The organism is Paraburkholderia phytofirmans PsJN, from assembly GCF_000020125.1.
In the GTDB taxonomy this organism is placed as follows: domain Bacteria; phylum Pseudomonadota; class Gammaproteobacteria; order Burkholderiales; family Burkholderiaceae; genus Paraburkholderia; species Paraburkholderia phytofirmans.
In genome coordinates, this window is sequence record NC_010681.1 from 2,649,092 (window position 1) to 2,667,222 (window position 18,131).

The following is an 18,131-nucleotide window of genomic DNA, read 5'->3' on the forward strand; positions in this document are numbered from 1 at the left end:
GACTTACCGCGCCATGTCGCCCCAGCCCTGAGCACCAATCAACGGCACAAAGCGCACGAGATCGAGCATTTCCTCGTGGTAGGTCGTGCTGCTGTCGCGAGTGAGCCGGATCAGTCGCTGATGGTCAGGATCCGGCCCCACCGGCATCACGATCCGCCCGCCGATTTCGAGTTGCGCGCTCCACGCGGGTGGTACGCCCGGACCGGACGCGGTGGCGACGATTGCATCGAACGGGGCACGCGCCGGCAGCCCGAGCGTGCCGTCAGCGGTGTGGACGTTCACGTTGTCGTAACCGAGGGCGCGTAGCCGATCCATAGCGCTCTCAGCCAGTTGCGGATGACGCTCGACCGTATCGACGCGTGCAACCATTTCCGCGAGCACAGCCGCGGCGTAGCCGGAGCCCGTGCCGATCTCGAGCACACGGTCTTCCGGCTTGAGTCGCGCCGCCTGCAACATCCGCGCGACCATGAATGGTTGGGTGATGGTCTGGCCGGCTTCGATCGGAAGCGCTGCGTCCGCATAAGCCCACGCGCGCAGATCGGGACTCAGAAAGGCCTCGCGCGGCACGCGCCGCATCGCGTTCAGAATGCACGGCTCCGCGATGCCGCGCGCAATCAGTTGCCGCTCGACCATCGTTTCGCGCGACGCCGCCAGATCATCATGCACCGTGCTTCTCCCCTCGTTGTGACAGCGGTTCGCTGTCACGGGGGCTGCCCTTACCATGCATCACGATAGCGCGGAAAACGCCGGAAAACATGATCTAAAAACGAAGACTGGTGCGTTCGCGGCAGAATTCCGAGCCGGATTCGCGACCGGCTATGCAGGGTGGCGCGCTTGAGGGAAGATCAGACGTAGACGTGTTGCGTTGCGAGCAACATGTGTTCATTGTGTTCGTTCAAAGGAATTCCGCGGCCGCGTCACCGCGCCGGCTAACGCGATGTGGCGCTCAATGCCCGGCGCTGCGCCAATGCGGCCAGTAGTGATGGTGACCCATCTGCCTAAGCCGCTTCCGACGCATTTGCTCCTGGCGATAGTGAGCGGCGACGAACACGGCTGCGGTCGCCATCACGAACGAACCTACGACGATTGCCACTGCTTCATTCATCGGAACCTCCGTTGCTGACTATCCGCTTCATTGCAGGTGTTGCCCGCCATTGATCGCAATGTTGGCTCCGGTCACGAAACCGGCTTCGCGCGAACACAGGTACAGCACGAGCGCGGCGACTTCGTCGGGCTGTCCGAGCCGGCCGACCGGCGTTATTGATCAGGATATCGACCGGGCCGACTTCGGCAGCGATCTGCGCCGCGCATCTGCCGCACGAGTCGTAGCCGGCGACATCGACCGCGTACGCGCGCAACTGCCGTCCCTGCTCTTCCATGCGTGCGAGCCACTCGTTCGCGCCGGTGTTGGCCGGCGAACAGGTGACCACGACCGCATACCCGGCGTCATGCAGCTTGATACTGATTGATTCACCCAGTCCGCCCATTCCGCCCGTGACCACCGCGATCTGCTTCGCCATCGAATCGTCCTCGCAAAAAATGGCCTTGTAGATGTCTGGGGCCACACTGCATTCAGTCAAGAACTTGATGTACTGGAAAACCGGTTTGCGCCTCTCCCTCAGTATTCCTTCATATAGAGTAAGAACGGCAACGCGGGCATCGCTGCCCGCGTCGGCCTTATCCCTTCGTGCCGGCGGCTACGGGAGCCTGCTCGGCCCGTCGCGCGGTCTTCGACGCTGTGGCCGCGACCGAGTTGAAATTACTTTCCGCGGCCTGCACGGCCTGTTGCCCGGTTTTCTGCAGCGTTTCGTACAGCGTGCTCGTGGCGCTGGTCGCGGACTTCCACGCGGCGATCGCCGCTTCGGAACCTGCCGGCGCATTCTTCGCCGCTTCCTCGACGAATGCCTGCACACGTGCGTTGTGCCGTTCGTACTGCGCCTGGGCGAATTGCGTGAGTTCAGCCTGCGTAGTCGATGCGATATCGAACACTTGCCGGCCGTACGACAGCGAATTCTCCGCGAAAGGCCCGGTGAGGCCTGATTGCAACGCGAACCACTGCAGCGGGTCTGTCGTGCCGGGCGCCTTCGTCATATTCTCCTGCGCCTCGGCCAGCGTGGACCTGACGGCCTGCAGGTTAAGCGCGGCCAGTTTCTCCGCGCCTTCAAAGATCTTTCCGGTCAACCCGAAAAATGCGTCGAGGTTGGCCTTCACGACGGCGGCCGGGTCGGGACTCGATAGAGCCATGGTTGAATTCCTCAAATTCGATCCGGTGCACGAAACCCCCGATCGGACGGGTGTGTTGCGACGGATCGCGATGGTGGATAAATCGAAGCGCAAGGACGCCTGTCAGGCAGAATGCGTCGCGAGAGCTTCGACGGTCGTTACATCAACAGGCACTGCAAACCCGCTCGCAGCCACGCCGCTGCGTTCATGACTGTGTCTTCGGCGCGCTCGCCGGGAGGCGCGCGCCGCGAATGTCTAGCGCATCCGGGCGACCGCTTTGAGAATAGAGTCGCCGTCGCTCGTAAGGTGAGCACGCGGGCGTCCTGACGCAAAATTTTCCAGCGAGATAAGTTGCCGCTCCAGCAGCGTGTCCAGTTCGGCGCGATCCAGTTCGATCTGGTCCGGTGCGTTCTTGATGAGCATCAAGGTAGCGAATTCATGGGGACTCAGCATTGCGTCTCCTCGATTTAGTCTCTCTACGCGGAGAGTACGAATTGCCTCTCGTGCGTGACTGCCGGCAATTCTTCCTGCCGCCCCCTCTGTCAATCGATCATGCAAGCGATCGAATCGCAGAGACGCCATCATAACCGTTCAATTTTTGAACGCAATATGTGAAATGCTTTTTTACGCCGCACGGTCTTTTTTTATAAATGATTCCGACTCGCAGGCTTTCCAATTCAACCGCACCATCGCCACAGGCCCCTACCAGTAAGGCTCTCATCGATTAATTCATCTATTTTGTTTTAGCAGCTCACTTACTTAACGTCTGAATCTATCGAAAAACCATTGGTCTATTTATATTTGAATTGAATATTTATAAGTCGAGTCCTGTTCGTTATGATTACCTCAAAATTGCGAAATATTTATTACAGAGGAAGTATTTGGCCGCGCATTGCCGGGTAAAACCGAGGGCTAGCGCTCGCGAGCGTTCGGCGTCCATATCAGCCATCTCTGGTTCGGGCGATGGTCGCCAAAAAACTTGACCCGGCGGGTACGTTGTTCGGCTTCGACGGAGTTATGATGAATGTTGCTGGTCACGTTTGCGTAGGAGGAAATCATGCCTTCAACCCCGCCCACACGCCCCACTCACCGGCCAGGAATTCCAGACCACCCAGTCCGCGGCGTAACGCCGGGCAGCCAGTCGCTGGCTACTGAATCTGCGCCACGCACCAGGCCCGATGTTCCCGATGCCGCAGAAGCGGAACCGGTGCCGCACGAACATCTGCCGAGCCGGTCGGACGACAATTGAACTGCCTGCGTGTCTCTGAGTGACGCCGCGCGATCGCGCTACGTGCGGCCAGTTCGACCCAAATGATCTATAACAATAAGGCGCCGGGAATGGCCACGCTGCGTGCTGCCCGGCCGCCCTTAAAGTCGGCCATTCAACCGTGGAGGTTTAGCGAAGACAGCATGATGAATCCATGTTTAGTCTGTTCGGTTAGCAGGTATCGGAGGCAACATGAAGTACGAGTACGGCGGCTGGGTCATTGACGCAACCCCGGATTTTTCGCTTGGTCAGTTTTTCGCGCATGCGAGGATCATCAGAACCTCATCCGACGACGATGTGGACACTGAAATGCACATCGAGCGCAATCTTGCATGGTTCGAAACCGAAGACGAGGCAATCGAGGTCGCGCGGCAATGGGCAATCGAGTGGATCGATGCGCGCGACGATCACCTCGCGATGACGGACCCCGGTTCGTTGACCCGGCAGAACGAAAGTCCGGCGAAGGTCCCGGCCAGATAACCAGATACCGTGGTCCCGATCTGGACGAGCAGCCGTGTGGCCATAGCGCAACGCCTGCGTCAGCGACAATCCTGGCCCGTGCCACGGCGGATGCCGCAATCCGGCCGCGCGCCAATATTCAGGCGAGACGCCTGATTGCTTCGGGATCGCGATTGTGTAGGATAGATCCAACGCCAGCGCCTCATGCGCGGCGTGTGTGTTCGGGCCGCAGCGATTGCTGCGGCTTTTTTTCGTCAACACACTGTCGTCAGCGCGCGAACGTGTCGTCCACTACCCGCTGCCCTGCGCTATACCCTGCCATGAGCGCTTCGGCCTGGGTCGGGAACGGCTGCTGGATGGTCGCGCCGAGGCGGATCGGCGCAACCACGGGGCGCGTGGCGCCCACGGAACCCATCGTTCTGACTTGCACGACCGCGACGAAGCCGCGCGGAGGCAGCAGCGTCACGCTGCCCGCGGTCTCCCAGACCGGCTCCAGCTCCACGGTGACCTCAAAGCCTTTGTACCCGTAGATTCTTTTCATTGATGATCCTGCGTGTTCTACCCGGTCGTTAAACCGTGGAATGCTCCTGCAGGAAAGTGTACATCGCACAAGCAGCCGGGCGACGAACGGAATTGCCGAATAGTTCGCTTGCAATCGCAGGTTCGCAAAACAGCGTCGCTCACATCATCCGCTTGACCGTTCTCTACTTGCGCGCACACTGCTTATTTACGGCGACCGTCTCCAGACATGGAGCCCGACCATGACCAAGCCTTTTCAGCAGTGGAAAGTCTTGCCGCACGGCAAGCTCACGGAAGTCGACGAAAACATTCTTACCGTGACCGGCCAACTCCATATGCCGCTCACCGACCTTCCCCGCCGCATGACCGCGGTTCGTTTGAACGATTCGCGACTGGTGATATTCAGCGCCATCGCGCTCGATGAAGACGAGATGCAAGCGCTCGAAGATTACGGACGTCCTGCCTTTCTGGTGGTGCCTAACGACCATCATCGATTGGACGCAAAAATCTGGAAAGAGCGCTACCCGTTGATGCAGGTCGCCGCGCCCGAAGGCTCACGAACCAAAGTGGAAGAAGCGGTGCACGTCGACACGACGGACCCCGGCTTCGGCGATCCGAACGTGCAGTTCGTGACAGTGCCTGGAACGCGTAGCCATGAGGCAGCACTCGTCATACGGACGCCGAACGGCACGACGCTGGTGCTGAACGATCTGGTCGGCAATATTCGCCATGAATCCGGATTCGGCGGCTGGTTTCTGCGCATGACGGGATTCGCGGGCGACGAACCACATATTCCGAAGCCGGTGAAGTTGATCCTCGTCGCGGATAAAGAGGCGCTGCGCGCCCAGCTTCTGGCATGGGCCGAGCTTCGGTCGCTGAAACGCATTCTCGTGTCGCACGGTTCGCCTATCGAAGATGAGCCGAGCCAGACTCTGCGCGCTCTGGCCAGCTCGTTGGCGTAGCGTCAAAGCGCGCGACATCGCTGTGATCTCCGGTGGCCGACGGCTCGCTCGCTCCGCCCGGCATGGTGCTTCAAGGCGGATAAACATCGATTAGGATGGCGATCTATCCCAGCGCCCTGCTCTCACTGGCTAGTCCGCAAAACCGCGCTGACGATGAATCGCCTTCCGCGACCGACGAGCCGTTCAATAAGAATACCGAGCCGCCTCTCCTCCTCCGCTCAATGGAAGGTTCATCCGGCAAGAATGCGGTCTGTCTTGGAGTCTATTCGACAAGCATGATCGCGATTCTTGGCCTGGTACATCGCGAAGTCGGCCTTCCTGATGAGTTCTTTGGAGTCCTCGCCCGCTTCCAGAATAGCCATGCCAAAGCTCGCACCGACCGCTTCGACCCCCCAGCGTGAAATCAGCGGAGCCTGGAGAGCAGCCGTCAACTCAACGACCATCTGCCCGACTACGCCGGTTATAGCGTGAACTTCGAGTACAACCAGGAATTCATCTCCGCCGAGGCGCCCCACTACGCCACGCTCCTGTACGGTAGTGTGCAGGCGAGCCGCCACCAAGGCCAGAACCTCGTCGCCGCACTGGTGGCCGTACGTATCGTTGAGCGCCTTGAAGTTATCCAGATCGACAAAAACGACAGCGACTTTTCCGACTGCACCCGGCGCCGCGATCGCCTCCTCGAGCAGATCCACGATCTTGCCGCGGTTCGGCAAATCCGTCAGTCGGTCCGTTTGAGAAAGACGCCGCAATTCCTCCTTGCCGTTGAGGAGTTTGACGATCAGAGCAGTAATCCAGGCCGATAGTGCAGCGAGCATCAACGTGATGGTCGAGGCCATCGTCACATACACGCGGCGCATCCTGAAGTAATCGTCCAGCGCCTCATCCACAGAAAGACCGGCGACCACCGTCAAACCATATTTCTCGAGATGGCGACTTGCTACGACACGTTCGATGTGATCGATCGGATCGACGAAGTCGGCGAGCCCCGTCTTGCCGAGCGGCACATAGCTGCTCGGCAGTGCCTCGCCAGAGCGGCTCGGCGAATTGCCCGCACGACGCGACAACATGAACCCACGACCGGACAGAACGGCAATCATGCCGCGCTCGCCCAGCGCAGCACTGTTGTAGAAGCCATCGGTCAGATACGCCGGGTCTTCCGAGACGATCACCACTCCACCGAAACTTCCGTCGGGACGGTCGATACGGCGGGTTGCCTGAATGGACCACTGCCTGGAAATACGTCCAATCACAGGCTGGCTGATGAAGAGCCCGATATTTTCAGGCGACAGGTGAACCCGGAAATGCTCCCGGTCCTTGAGATCGACCGTACCCGTAAATGGCAAAGTCGATGTAATCACGCGGCCGTCGGCACCCGCTATGGTGACCTGCAGGGCGGTGTCCGCGGTAATCAATCCGTATGCCCGGTACGCTGCCAGGTCAAAGCTTTGCGGCGTACGTTCGTAACCGTATTTGACCAGCAACGCGATCTCATCGACATCGTGGACAGTTTTCAGCGTATGGGTTTCCAAGGCATCGGCTAGCGTGCGGGCCGCCACGCGCGTGTCGCGCATCACGGAAGCCTTCTCGACCTGCAGGCGCAACAGTATGGTGACCCACAGTATGCCGAGGACCAGGACGGTCAGCGCGGGCACCAGAACCAGCGCGTGGCGTGAGGATCTGGTGCTTTTCGTGGCGTAGATTGTTCGATCCATGGTTCGTTTTCACACTGCACAGGCGAACGCGAGTCTCTCAGTGCACCTAATGCTCACGACATTCCGGCAGCACACTCGACGACGCCAGCACGATTCCTGGCTCTTTCAAATGAAATGGCGGGCCGGCCGTTTTTCAGGTCGCGCAATGCTATAACGACAAACTGCGAAAAAAGTTTATTGTTTTTGATGAAAATAAAAAAGGACGGTCGTTTTGTCTGAGGATAAATGGAGTGCCGTGCATCCACGATGTATGGAACCGATAGCGATGCGAGTCACGCAAGGCTCGGCAAGACGCTCGGCGAGAATAAGGGCGGCTCAATCTGAAGGGAATGGAGAGAGCTTATATTCCATCTCATTCCGACGATCCAGATCCTGAGCAAATTAACTCAGCGGTTGAATGATTTTTCTATTATCAATGATCCCCCCAATCAATCGGAGCTGCATTCTGCAATGCCGAAAAAATCGTAAAGATCAGGCGAGTTCGGAAGCACTGAACTTCGCCAGTTCCGCGCATCTCGTCGATCACACATTTCACGCAACGGTCGATGACGCGTATCGCCCCTGCGTCGCGATGCAGGCGAACGTTAACAACGACCAACCTATCCGGATTGTCATAGACAGCACCTGATTTTTCCTGAGAACGAGTGACGGATATCCGCCATGACATCCAGTTGCCCCATTCCCGGCGCCGGCGTGCGGCGCGCCCGAAGACGTGAGCTGGACGCTCGCGCGCAAACTGGCGCCGCTGTGCGGCAAACGCCAGTTCGCTCCGCGCGGTCGCTACGGCTTGGTGAGCCAGATTTCACACTGGCGTCGAAGAGGACCTCCTTTTATTTGTCTCGCCTCTCCGATACGCGGGCACGCCAACAGTCACGACTGTCTCGCCGCACAACCCGTAACACCGGCAGCCGTTTGTCTGCGCCGATAATCTGTATCGCGCGAGGCGAGCCAGTAATACAGCGGCGAAGTCAGAAGCAGTCCGATAACCCAGGAGAGATCCGCACCGTCGAGATACTTCGGCACCGGACCCGCATACATCGGCGTGTTCATGAATGGAATCTGCACGACGATGCCGATCCCGTAGGCAATCAACGCCTGTGGATTGAAGCGGCCGTAGATGCCGCCGTCCACCTGGAAGATCGACTGGATGTCATATTTGCCTTTGTGGATCACATAGAAGTCGATCAGGTTGATCGCGGTCCACGGCACCAGCACGACCAGCAACGCAAGCACGAGATCGACCAGATTGCCGACGAAATTCGTCGACGCGCCGATCGCTCCATAGCAGCAGGCGAGCAGAATCGCGATCGACAGCACGGCCCGCGCTTTCGCCGTGGGAATCCAGCGATAGGCGAAGGTCTGCAGCGACGTGATGGCCGCGAGCACCGCGCCATACAGGTTCAGCGCGTTATGGCTGATCACGCTCAACAGGAAGAGGACGAGCATCGGCAGCCCGAGCGGACCGGTGGCCTGCTTGACGGCGTCCATCGCATCGGCGCCGGGCGCCACCGCCAGCACGGCGACCGCGCCGAAGACGAACGCGAGCGTCGAACCGATCGTGCAGCCGAGGTAGGTCGCCCAGAACGTGGACGCGACGCGCACGTTCGCCGGCAGATAGCGCGAATAGTCGGACACGTACGGCGCGAAAGCGATTTGCCAGAGCGCCGACAGCGAAACGGTCGCGAGCCAACCGGCGATGTTGAATCCACCGCGTGTCAGAAAGTCGCCCGTCGCGATATGCGTGAGGATATAACCGAATCCGACGACTATGCCGATTCCGAGTACCCACGTCCCGATGCGAGTCAGGATATGGATGATCCGGTAACCGATGATGCCGATCAGCCCCGAGCCCAGCGCGCCGATCACGATGCCCACCGGAACCGGAATACTTTTTTCGATGCCATGAAGAGACTTCCCGGCGAGCACGATATTGGACGCGAAGAACCCCACGTACATGACACCTGCGATCACCGTGACCAGCAGCGCGCCCCATGAACCGAACTGCGCGCGGCTCTGGATCATCTGCGGGATGCCCATTTGCGGACCCTGCGCCGAATGCAACGCCATCAGCACACCGCCAACGGCCTGACCGACGACGATCGCCACGATGCCCCACAGCAAGTTCAAGTGGAATATCTGCACGCCAAGCGCGCCGGTGACAATGGGCAACGGAGCGATATTTCCGCCGAACCACAGCGTGAACAGATCGCGCACCTTGCCATGGCGATCTTCGGGCGGCACATAACCAATGGTGTGTTTTTCGATCAATGCCGGGGCATTGTGTTCCGAAGTACTCAAGTTCGTCTCCTTCTGTTTGTGTCGACCGGAGTTAGCGCTTTAGCGCTTACTCCGGTCCCATGCAAAGCGGTCGACCGGAGTTAGCGCTTTAGCGCTTTACTCCGGTCCCATGCAAAGCGGTCCCATGCGTCCCCGATGCACCCGTCTCACGACGCAGCCGAAACGTACTCCGTCAACCGGGCCAGCATCGCATCGCATTCGCGCAATTGCGCCACGGTGACGAATTCGTCCGGTTTATGCCCCTGGTCCATGCTGCCGGGTCCGCAGACCACGGTTGGAATGCCCGCCTCATCGAAGAGGCCGCCCTCCGTGCCGAAAGCAACCGTGCCGTACTCGGTAGAGCCGCTGAGCAGCGCCAGAAGACGCGCCGCTTCGCTGTCGGGAGACGTGGCCAATCCCGGATAGGCGGACAGAGATTGAAAGCGGATATCGGTATCGGACTTCACTGCGCGCATCTTCGGCAGCAACTCGGCCTCGGCGTAGATTTGCAACTCATCGGCTACCCGGTTTGCGTCGAAGCCAGGCAACGCGCGCACTTCGAAATCGAACTCGCATTCGGCGGGCACGATGTTGAGCGCACGGCCGCCGTTGATCACGCCCGTTTGCACGGTCGAGAACGGTGGATCGAATCGCGCGTCATGATGTTCGGGCCGCGCCAGCAGCTCGCCGATCTCTTCCAGACGGCCGATCATCCGCGCCGCGTATTGAATGGCGTTGACGCCATAGGGCGCATAAGCCGAATGGCAAGGCGCGCCTTTCACCTGACAGCGCATCGCCAGCTTGCCCTTATGCCCCAGCACCGGCTTGAGTTCAGTCGGCTCGCCGATCAGGCACAGCGCCGGCTTGTGCGCACGCTGCGCCAATTCCGCCAGCATCGGCCGCACTCCGAGGCATCCGACTTCTTCGTCGTACGAAAAAGCGAGGTGCACCGGCAACTTCAATTCGCGCTCGCGCAGCCCGGGCACCGCCGCCAGCACCGAAGCGATATAGCCCTTCATGTCGGCCGCGCCGCGGCCATAGAGCCGCCCGTCGCGCTCAGTGAGACGGAACGCATCGACGGTCCATGCCTGGCCCTCGACGGGCACCACGTCGGTATGGCCGGACAGCACGATGCCGCCGCCCTCACGCGGGCCGATGGTGGCGAACAGATTCGCTTTGCTGCGCTCGGCGTTGTAGAACAACTCGCTCTCGACACCAAGTTCACCGAGGTAACCTCGGATGAAGTCGATCATCTCGAGATTGGAGTCGCGGCTGACCGTGGCGAAGCCGATCAGCCGTTCGAGCAGCGCGCGGCTGGAGCGGTCATTCATTGCCGGGCACTCCGTAGCTCGGCGCGGCGGTCGGATTCGACGCCCGGGTCAGGTAGTCCCGCATCTGCGGCCGGTACGCTTGCCACAGGCCGTCGAGCTGGCCGATGGGGTCGTGATCCGCCCAATCGACCCGCAAATCGACGATCGGCCAGCTCACGTCGCCCACGATCTTGAGCGCCACCGAATGCACGGGCCCTGCTTCGCCGCCCGCGGCAATCGCGGCATGCATGCCCGCGAGCAGTCGATCGGCAAGCGTGCCGCTTGCCTGCTCGAACGCCGGAAGCATGGCTTCGATCACTTCGACGCCCGCGAGCATGTTCCCTGCCGCCACACACTGCTTGCCGGCGACGGCGTGATACGTGCCGAGCGCTTCCTTGCCGCTAAAGAACGCCGTACGGCCTTGCGCATCGATCACGGTGACCTGGCGGTACTCGCTCCACTCGCTCGCGCCGAGCACACGGTCCAATGCCGCGGCGGGATCGATCTGCTCATGCTCCAGCAGATCGAGAATCCGCGGCCCTAGCGCGGGCAGCGTGACGTTTTGCGTCGCTACCGCCCCCACGCCTGCGCGCACCCATGGGCACCGGGCGCCCACCGCGATGCTGGACGAACTGATCGCGATTCCAAGCTGCCCGGTTTCGGGGCAACGTCCGACGATTGAAAATGTCATGTCCCGCTCCTTAGGCTTGCGGCGGCGTCCATCCGTCCGGAACGACCGCAACAACGTCGATCTCCATCAACCACTGCGGCTGACCCAACGCCACCACCACCAGGCCGGTCGAAATAGGAAACACGCCCTTCAACCACTTTCCGACTTCCCGATAGACCGGCTCGCGATAGCGGACGTCGGTCAGGAAGGTCGTCGTCTTGACGATGTGAGACAGGTCGCTGCCTGCTTCTTCCAGCAACTGTTTGACGTTCTTCATCGCCTGCTCGGCCTGAGCGCGCGGATCGCCGATGCCGACCAGGCGGCCGTCGAAGTCCGTGCCCACCTGACCCCGCACATAGACCGTGTTGCCGGCGCGCACGGCCTGGCAAAGATCGTTGTCGAGCGTCTGGTTCGGATACGTGTCCTTCGTGTTGAACATGCGGATACGGGTATGCGTAGGCTGGTTCATCAAAGCACCTGAATGTTAGGAAGAAATGGATCGCGAATTAGACAGGCGTACGTATCAACTCACGCCGATTTCGCTGACTTTGTGGACGCGCGAACCGGTGGAGGTGTTTTCAACGCTTTCCTCGCCGCTGGTCTGTTTCTGCTGTTGCGCGTCGCCGTAATAAGCCGCGTATTTGCGCTGCGTGACGATGTGATCGGCAATGTGTTTCGCGTCGTGCCACACGCCCCAGATGAATGCGGAGCCACGGCGCGACAGCCAGGGCAGACCGAGGAAATAAATGCCCGGCTCTTTCGATACGCCACGCTGATGTTTCGGCTTACCCTTTTCATCGAACGCGTCGACGTTCAACCAGCTGAAATCGACGGCATAGCCGGTCGCCCAGATAATCGACGTCACGCCGGCTTTCGCCAGATCGAGATCGTGCAACGGGTGCGCCACGCATTCCGGATCCGCGGGAATGACGCGCGCTTCGGGTTCTTCGGGAAGATCGAGACCGTTGCGCTCGGCGTAGGCGTCGGCCGCGTCGAGCAGCGACAGATAGTTTTCGTCGCCGCGCGCGATGTTCTCCGCGAGATCCGCTTCGAAGGTCACCACGCCGTCATCGAACGATTTCGTCAGACCCACCAGCGTGATGCCCTGATTCGCGAGACGGCGGAAGTCCACCGTATGGCCGCCGCGCGCACCGCTCACTGCAATCGTGACGTGTTCCCTGCCCGGCTTCATGACCTCGGCATCCCACTCGCCGAGCACGCCGAGCCACCAGCAGAAGTCGCGGCCGCGATAGGCGCGCGGCGGACGATCATGCGCGCCGACCGACAGATAGACGCGCTTGCCCGCACGTTGCAACTCGTCCGCGATCTGCACGCCCGACGATCCCGCGCCCACCACCAGCACGCCGCCTTCGGGCAATTGATCAGGATTGCGATAGTCGGCGGAATGAATCTGCGTGAGACCCGGATCTTGCGGCGCGATGGGTGGGATGACCGCGCGCTGGAAAGGCCCGGTTGCAACCACGACACGATTGGCCTCGATCGTGCCTTCCGAGGTTTCGACGGTGAAGCCCTGCCGCCCTGCATTGCGCACCACCTTCTTCACTTCCACGCCGGTGCGGATCGGCGCTTCGAATTTGTTCGCATACGCGACGAAATAATCCGCAACCTGCTCCTTCGAAGCGAATGCGTTCGGGTCGAAGTCCGCAAACTCAAGATTGGGAAAACGATCGTGCCACGCGGGGCCATTGGCAACCAGCGAATCCCAGCGTCCCGTGCGCCAGCGCTCGGCAATACGGGCGCGTTCCAGCACGAGATGCGGCACGCCAAGCTTGCTCAGATGTTCGCTGATGGCGACGCCGGCCTGACCGGCGCCGACTACGAGCGTGTCGATTGACGTTGTTTCCACTGTCATGGCTGTGTCCTTCTAAAAGAGGCGGATATTTCGATTCGATCGCGGCGTCGCGGCCTTTAAGCGCCCGCGATTGTGCGGACCCGGCAGTGTTTTCCGACAGTGGGTTGTCTCCTGGTCCGGCTGTCTGGTCTGCTTGTCGCTTCTGTTTGCGTCTCGTGAAAATCTACGCGCCCATTCAGAATTTGAAAAATATATTTAAAAAATGCATCGCATCGGATTTACCTATGCAAGGCTTTTTGGCCGCTGCACAATGCCGCGCAATACAGGACTTGAAACACGGAGCGTCGTCGATGGAGAGTCACCCGTTGCGCTACTCGTTGCGCCAGTTGCGCTATTTCGTGGTCACTGCGGAAGTACTGTCTTTCACCGCCGCCGCGAAACGCCTGCACATCTCTCAGCCGTCGATCTCGACGGCGCTCGCGGATCTCGAAGTGTCGTTCGGCGTACAGCTGTTCATCCGGCATCACGCGAGCGGTCTGTCGCTCACGCAAGCCGGGCGCGATCTGCTCGGGCAAGCGCGCAATCTGCTGAAGTTTGCGGAAGAGCTGCAGACAACCGCGAAAGAAATGGACGGCGGCATGACCGGCGCCATCACACTCGGCTGCATGGTCTCGCTCGCGCCACCGCTGATGCCGCGACTCATTAGCCGATTCATCGACGAGCACGCGGGCATCTCGTTTCGCACGGTGGAAGCGCATCAGGACGGCCTCTTGCGCGGCCTGCACGACGGCTCGCTCGACATTGCCCTCACCTACAGCCTCGACCTGACTGAAGACATCGCGTTCACGCCGCTGCTCTCGCTGCCGCCTTATGCGATCCTGCCGAGAACGCATCGTCTGGCACGCGCGCGCAAGGTATCGCTCGCGGACCTCCTGCCCGAGCCGTACGTGATGCTCGACCTGCCGCACAGCCGCGAGTACTTCGCCGCACTCTTCGACGCGGTAGGCAGCCGCCCCGTGCCCGCCTTCCGTTCCTCGCAGCCGGAGGTCGTGCGCGGCATGGTGGCCAACGGTCTCGGCTATAGCCTGCTGAACTTTCCGCTCAAATCGAATCGCACCGTGGATGGCGAAGAGTTCGTCATTAAGCGTTTCAAAGACAACGTCAATGCAACGATGCTCGGCATCGCACAATCGCGCACCATGAAGCCGCGCCAGGTGGTGCATCGCTTCGCGTCGTTCTGTGAGACCTATATCCAGAGGCTGCATTTCGACGCATGATGAGAAAGGCGCGATTGTCTGCGCCAAGCGCGCACACGCTGCATAGGCAAAAGCTTTGCTTTGTATCTGAAAACAATATTTTGGCTTGCAATTTGGCTTGATAGATTGGTGTCCATGTTGAGCGCCACGCCGTACAAGCCTCGCGTTGACGCGCTCTCACCGTGACGAATCAAGGGGGACACCATGGCCAGCCCGGCAAGCACGATCGCAGTGCAAGCACTTGTCGACGAACTGCAAGCGGGTTGTGAACGGCCATTCGGCGATGCGCATGCGATGCCGCCCGGTGTCTACACATCGCCCGAATTCCTCACACTGGAAGAGCGCGGCATATTCGAGCGTGAATGGCAATGCGTCGGCCGCGCCAGTGCGCTCAAGGTGCCTGGCGATTACATGACGGCGCGCATCGGCGCGCAACCTGTCGTCGTATTGCGCGACGAACAGATGCAACTCAAGGCGATGTCGAACGTGTGCCTGCATCGCATGTCGGTGCTGCTCGAAGGACGCGGCAACGTGCGTCGAATCGTCTGCCCCTATCACGCCTGGAACTATTCGCTGGACGGCGCGCTGCAAGGCGCACCACTCATGGATCGGCAGGAGAGCTTCTGCAAGGAAAGCTATCGGTTGCCCAACGTGCGCTGTGAAGAATGGCAAGGCTGGATCTACGTGACGCTCGACGAACACGCGCCGCCCGTTCGCACGCAGCTCGCCGAACTGAGCGCGCTGATCGGCGCATACGGCATGTCGGACTACGTCGAGACCTTCCATGAAGAGCACGTGTGGAACACGAACTGGAAGATCCTCGCGGAAAACTTCATGGAAAGCTATCACCTGCCCATGCTGCATCGCGCGACGGTAGGACCGCATTCGCGGCTCGAAGAAATGGAATGCCCGCCCGGCTATCCCGCCTTCAATTACCACTGGATCACCAAGGAAGCGTCCTTGCCCATCGGCAACGCGCATCCGGAGAACACGCGCCTCGCGGGACACTGGCGCAAGACTACGGCGCTGCTCGCGATCTACCCCACGCATCTCGTCACGCTCACGCCGGGTTACTTCTGGTATCTCGTGCTGCAGCCGCAAGGCGTGGAGCACGTGCATATCCGCTTCGGCGGCGGCCTTGCACCGGAGTTCATCGCCGATCCCGAGGCCAACGCCCATATGACGACGCTGAAGAAGCTGCTCGACGAAGTGAACGCCGAAGACAAACGTGGCGTGGAAGCCGTGTTTCGCGGCGTGCATGCGCCGCTCGCAAAGCCCGGTCACCTGAGCCCGCTCGAGCGTCCCAACTATGACTTCGCGCGCTATATCGCCGGCAAGATCGGCGCGGCGCAGACCGGCACGCATTGATTACGACGCACCATCGACAGGACGCTACACGATGTCAAACCCTTCCTTCATTTCGTTCTCGGGCGTGAGCAAATCGTACGACGGCGCCCAATACGTCGTCGACGACTTGAACCTCGACGTGCGCAAGGGAGAATTCCTGTCGCTGCTCGGCCCGTCCGGCTCCGGCAAAACGACCACGCTCATGATGCTCGCCGGATTCGAATCGCCCACGCACGGCGAGATTCGCCTCGACGGCCGCCGGCTCGACGACAAACCGCCGCATCAGCGTGACATCGGCATGGTGTTTCAGAACTACGCGCTCTTTCCACATTTGACAATTGCGGAGAACGTAGCGTTTCCGCTTTCCGTGCGGCGCGTGAGCCGTGCCGAGCAGAAAAAGCGCGTGCAGCGCGCGCTCGAAATGATCGAACTGCCGCATCTGGCGAACCGGCGTCCCGCGCAACTTTCCGGCGGACAGCAGCAGCGCGTGGCGCTCGCACGCGCGCTCGTGTTCGAGCCGAGCGTCGTGCTGATGGACGAACCGCTCGGCGCACTCGACAAGCGCCTGCGCGAAACCATGCAATACGAAATCATGCGTTTGCATCGCGAGTTGTCGCTCACGATCGTGTACGTGACGCACGATCAGGCCGAAGCGCTGACCATGTCGGACCGCGTCGCCGTTTTTTCCGACGGCCGGATTCAGCAGGCCGCCACACCGACCGAACTGTACGAGAACGCGCAGAACGCCTTCGTCGCGAACTTCGTCGGCGAGAACAACGGCTTGACTGGCCGCGTGGTCAGTGTGGGCGAGGACTGGGCAACGCTCGCGTTGTCGGACGGCAGCGTCATTCGCGGGCGCAGCGAACCCGGCCTGCGCGCGGGCGACGAAGCGATGCTCGCGCTGCGCCCCGAGCGCGCGCATATCCCGAGCGCCGAAGGCACGCAAGCCGACGAACACAGCAACGTGGTGCGCGCACATGTCCAGGAACTGGTGTATTGCGGCGATCATCACCGCGTGCACCTCGCGCTCGGTTCACGCGATTCCTTTGTCGTGAAAGTGCCCAATACGCAGCGCCATGCGCTGCCTTCGCCCGGCAGCGAGATCGAAATCGCATGGCGCCACGACGACTGCAAGATTCTCGCGATGAGCGTGCCGCGCAGCGCGCCCGTGATCCCCGCATCCACCCCGCTCTCACCCTCCATCATCACGACCGCACCTGCAGGAGCCAACTAAAATGCGCACTCTCGTCAAAACACAAAACGTCGCACTCGCAATACTAGCCGCAGCCGCTTTGACCACCGTGACCACCCAGGCAGCGGAGACGCTTTCCGTCGTGACCTTCGGCGGTGCATACGAAGCGGCGGCAAAGAAGGCTTATTTCGAACCGTTCACCCAGGCCACCGGCATCGGCTTCTCGACGGAATCGTATGACGGCGGCCTCGCGAAACTTTCCGCGATGGAGCAGGCGAAGAACACCACGTGGGATCTGATCGACCTCGAAACAAACGACGCGATCACCGCCTGCGACGAAGGCCTCCTGCAGAAGTTCGACAAGAAGACGATCGGCAAGACGAGCGACTTCATTCCCGGCACGATCAGCGATTGCGCGGTGGCGAGCATGGTCTGGTCGACGATCTACGCGTACGACGCGAGCAAGCTCAAGAGCGCCCCGACCACCGTCAACGACTTCTTCGATCTGCAGAAATTCCCGGGCAAGCGCGGCTTGCGCAAATCGCCGAAGGTCACGATGGAATGGGCGCTGATTGCGGATGGCGTCGATCCCAAGGATGTCTACAAAGTACTTGGAACACCTGCCGGCGTGGATCGCGCGTTCAAGAAGCTGGACACGATCAAACCGAACATCGTGTGGTGGGAGTCGGGTGCGCAGGCGCCGCAGTTGCTCGCTGACGGCGCGGTCGTGATGACGCAGGCCTACAACGGCCGCATTTCCGGCGCCGCGAAGAAGGACAACAAGCCGTTCAAGACCGTGTGGGACGCGCAGGTCTACGACTTCGACTGGTGGGCCGTTCCGACGGGCGCGAAGCACGCCGATGCCGCCGCGAAGTTCATCGCCTCCGCTTCGCAGCCGAAGGCGTATGCGGATCTGTCGAAGTACATCGCCTACGCGCCGCCGCGCAAGGACGCGATCGCGCTGATCGACAAGCAGCGCCTCGCCGATCTGCCGACCGCGCCCGACAACTTCAAGCGCGCCTTGCAGATCAACGCGAATTTCTGGGCCGACAACGCGGACCAGATCAACAAGCGCTTCCAGGTGTGGCTGACGCAGTAACACCACCGTCCGACGAGAGCCCGAC

General features: G+C 60.7%; 18 protein-coding genes and 1 pseudogene. 7 read left to right on the forward strand and 12 right to left on the reverse strand.

The genetic code is table 11. From position 1 onward, the window contains the following. Positions 1–3 precede the first annotated feature (3 nt). The 4 genes and pseudogenes from BPHYT_RS11680 to phaP all read right to left on the reverse strand — a co-directional run bounded on the left by BPHYT_RS11680 (position 4) and on the right by phaP (position 2,244). Positions 4–666: a protein-L-isoaspartate(D-aspartate) O-methyltransferase gene (locus BPHYT_RS11680; RefSeq protein WP_012433350.1), complete on the reverse strand. Its 663-nt coding sequence runs from the start codon at positions 664–666 to the stop codon at positions 4–6. Positions 667–946: 280 nt separating this feature from the next. After that, the gene (locus BPHYT_RS38645) at positions 947–1,105 is read right to left on the reverse strand and encodes a hypothetical protein (RefSeq protein ID WP_012433351.1); all 159 of its coding nucleotides are present in this window, start codon (positions 1,103–1,105) and stop codon (positions 947–949) included. A 27-nt stretch (positions 1,106–1,132) separates the two neighbouring features. Then, positions 1,133–1,520, reverse strand: a pseudogene (locus BPHYT_RS37230) (SDR family NAD(P)-dependent oxidoreductase). Between the two features lie 157 nt (positions 1,521–1,677). After that, entirely contained in the window at positions 1,678–2,244 is a 567-nt protein-coding gene (gene phaP, locus BPHYT_RS11685) for a TIGR01841 family phasin (protein WP_012433353.1), read from the reverse strand. Between phaP and BPHYT_RS38155 the strand changes: the two genes are divergently transcribed. Beyond that, positions 2,243–2,434 carry a hypothetical protein gene (locus BPHYT_RS38155; protein WP_148225083.1) on the forward strand — a complete coding sequence of 64 codons (192 nt, stop codon included), beginning with the start codon at positions 2,243–2,245 and terminating at the stop codon, positions 2,432–2,434. The genes phaP and BPHYT_RS38155 overlap by 2 nt on opposite strands. Before the next feature lie 44 nt (positions 2,435–2,478). On the opposite strand, the gene BPHYT_RS11690 is transcribed toward BPHYT_RS38155, so the two are convergent. After that, a complete protein-coding gene (locus BPHYT_RS11690; RefSeq protein ID WP_012433354.1) occupies positions 2,479–2,676 on the reverse strand; it encodes a hypothetical protein in 198 nt (65 codons plus the stop codon). Between the two features lie 1,006 nt (positions 2,677–3,682). Here BPHYT_RS11690 and BPHYT_RS11695 point away from each other — a divergent pair. Next, on the forward strand, positions 3,683–3,970 hold the full coding sequence (locus BPHYT_RS11695) for a hypothetical protein (protein WP_012433355.1): 288 nt from the start codon (positions 3,683–3,685) through the stop codon (positions 3,968–3,970). A gap of 247 nt (positions 3,971–4,217) precedes the next feature. On the opposite strand, the gene BPHYT_RS11700 is transcribed toward BPHYT_RS11695, so the two are convergent. Further along, positions 4,218–4,490 carry a hypothetical protein gene (locus BPHYT_RS11700; protein WP_012433356.1) on the reverse strand — a complete coding sequence of 91 codons (273 nt, stop codon included), beginning with the start codon at positions 4,488–4,490 and terminating at the stop codon, positions 4,218–4,220. A gap of 220 nt (positions 4,491–4,710) precedes the next feature. Here BPHYT_RS11700 and BPHYT_RS11705 point away from each other — a divergent pair, with 220 nt between their 5' ends. After that, a complete protein-coding gene (locus BPHYT_RS11705; protein ID WP_012433357.1) occupies positions 4,711–5,430 on the forward strand; it encodes a hypothetical protein in 720 nt (239 codons plus the stop codon). A 230-nt stretch (positions 5,431–5,660) separates the two neighbouring features. Here BPHYT_RS11705 and BPHYT_RS11710 read toward each other — a convergent pair whose 3' ends face one another. The 6 genes from BPHYT_RS11710 to BPHYT_RS11735 all read right to left on the reverse strand — a co-directional run bounded on the left by BPHYT_RS11710 (position 5,661) and on the right by BPHYT_RS11735 (position 13,272). Continuing rightward, positions 5,661–7,142: a GGDEF domain-containing protein gene (locus tag BPHYT_RS11710; protein WP_012433358.1), complete on the reverse strand. Its 1,482-nt coding sequence runs from the start codon at positions 7,140–7,142 to the stop codon at positions 5,661–5,663. 870 nt (positions 7,143–8,012) lie between these two features. After that, a complete protein-coding gene (locus BPHYT_RS11715; protein WP_012433359.1) occupies positions 8,013–9,440 on the reverse strand; it encodes a purine-cytosine permease family protein in 1,428 nt (475 codons plus the stop codon). A 146-nt stretch (positions 9,441–9,586) separates the two neighbouring features. Further along, positions 9,587–10,750 carry an acetylornithine deacetylase gene (gene argE, locus BPHYT_RS11720; RefSeq protein ID WP_012433360.1) on the reverse strand — a complete coding sequence of 388 codons (1,164 nt, stop codon included), beginning with the start codon at positions 10,748–10,750 and terminating at the stop codon, positions 9,587–9,589. Beyond that, complete coding sequence (locus BPHYT_RS11725; protein ID WP_012433361.1) at positions 10,743–11,420, reverse strand: DUF1028 domain-containing protein; 678 nt, start codon at positions 11,418–11,420, stop codon at positions 10,743–10,745. The genes argE and BPHYT_RS11725 overlap by 8 nt, the downstream gene beginning before the upstream one ends. Positions 11,421–11,430: 10 nt before the next feature. Next, positions 11,431–11,868, reverse strand: coding sequence for a RidA family protein (locus tag BPHYT_RS11730; RefSeq protein WP_012433362.1), 438 nt, complete (start codon positions 11,866–11,868; stop codon positions 11,431–11,433). Between the two features lie 54 nt (positions 11,869–11,922). Further along, positions 11,923–13,272: a flavin-containing monooxygenase gene (locus BPHYT_RS11735; RefSeq protein ID WP_012433363.1), complete on the reverse strand. Its 1,350-nt coding sequence runs from the start codon at positions 13,270–13,272 to the stop codon at positions 11,923–11,925. A gap of 290 nt (positions 13,273–13,562) precedes the next feature. Here BPHYT_RS11735 and BPHYT_RS11740 point away from each other — a divergent pair, with 290 nt between their 5' ends. The 4 genes from BPHYT_RS11740 to BPHYT_RS11755 all read left to right on the forward strand — a co-directional run bounded on the left by BPHYT_RS11740 (position 13,563) and on the right by BPHYT_RS11755 (position 18,106). Beyond that, positions 13,563–14,489, forward strand: a complete 927-nt coding sequence (locus BPHYT_RS11740; RefSeq protein WP_012433364.1) for a LysR family transcriptional regulator — start codon at positions 13,563–13,565, stop codon at positions 14,487–14,489. A gap of 183 nt (positions 14,490–14,672) precedes the next feature. Next, a complete protein-coding gene (locus BPHYT_RS11745) occupies positions 14,673–15,836 on the forward strand; it encodes an aromatic ring-hydroxylating oxygenase subunit alpha (RefSeq protein WP_012433365.1) in 1,164 nt (387 codons plus the stop codon). A gap of 31 nt (positions 15,837–15,867) precedes the next feature. After that, positions 15,868–17,049: an ABC transporter ATP-binding protein gene (locus BPHYT_RS11750; RefSeq protein WP_012433366.1), complete on the forward strand. Its 1,182-nt coding sequence runs from the start codon at positions 15,868–15,870 to the stop codon at positions 17,047–17,049. A 1-nt stretch (position 17,050) separates the two neighbouring features. Next, the gene (locus tag BPHYT_RS11755) at positions 17,051–18,106 is read left to right on the forward strand and encodes an ABC transporter substrate-binding protein (RefSeq protein WP_012433367.1); all 1,056 of its coding nucleotides are present in this window, start codon (positions 17,051–17,053) and stop codon (positions 18,104–18,106) included. Positions 18,107–18,131: the final 25 nt, after the last annotated feature.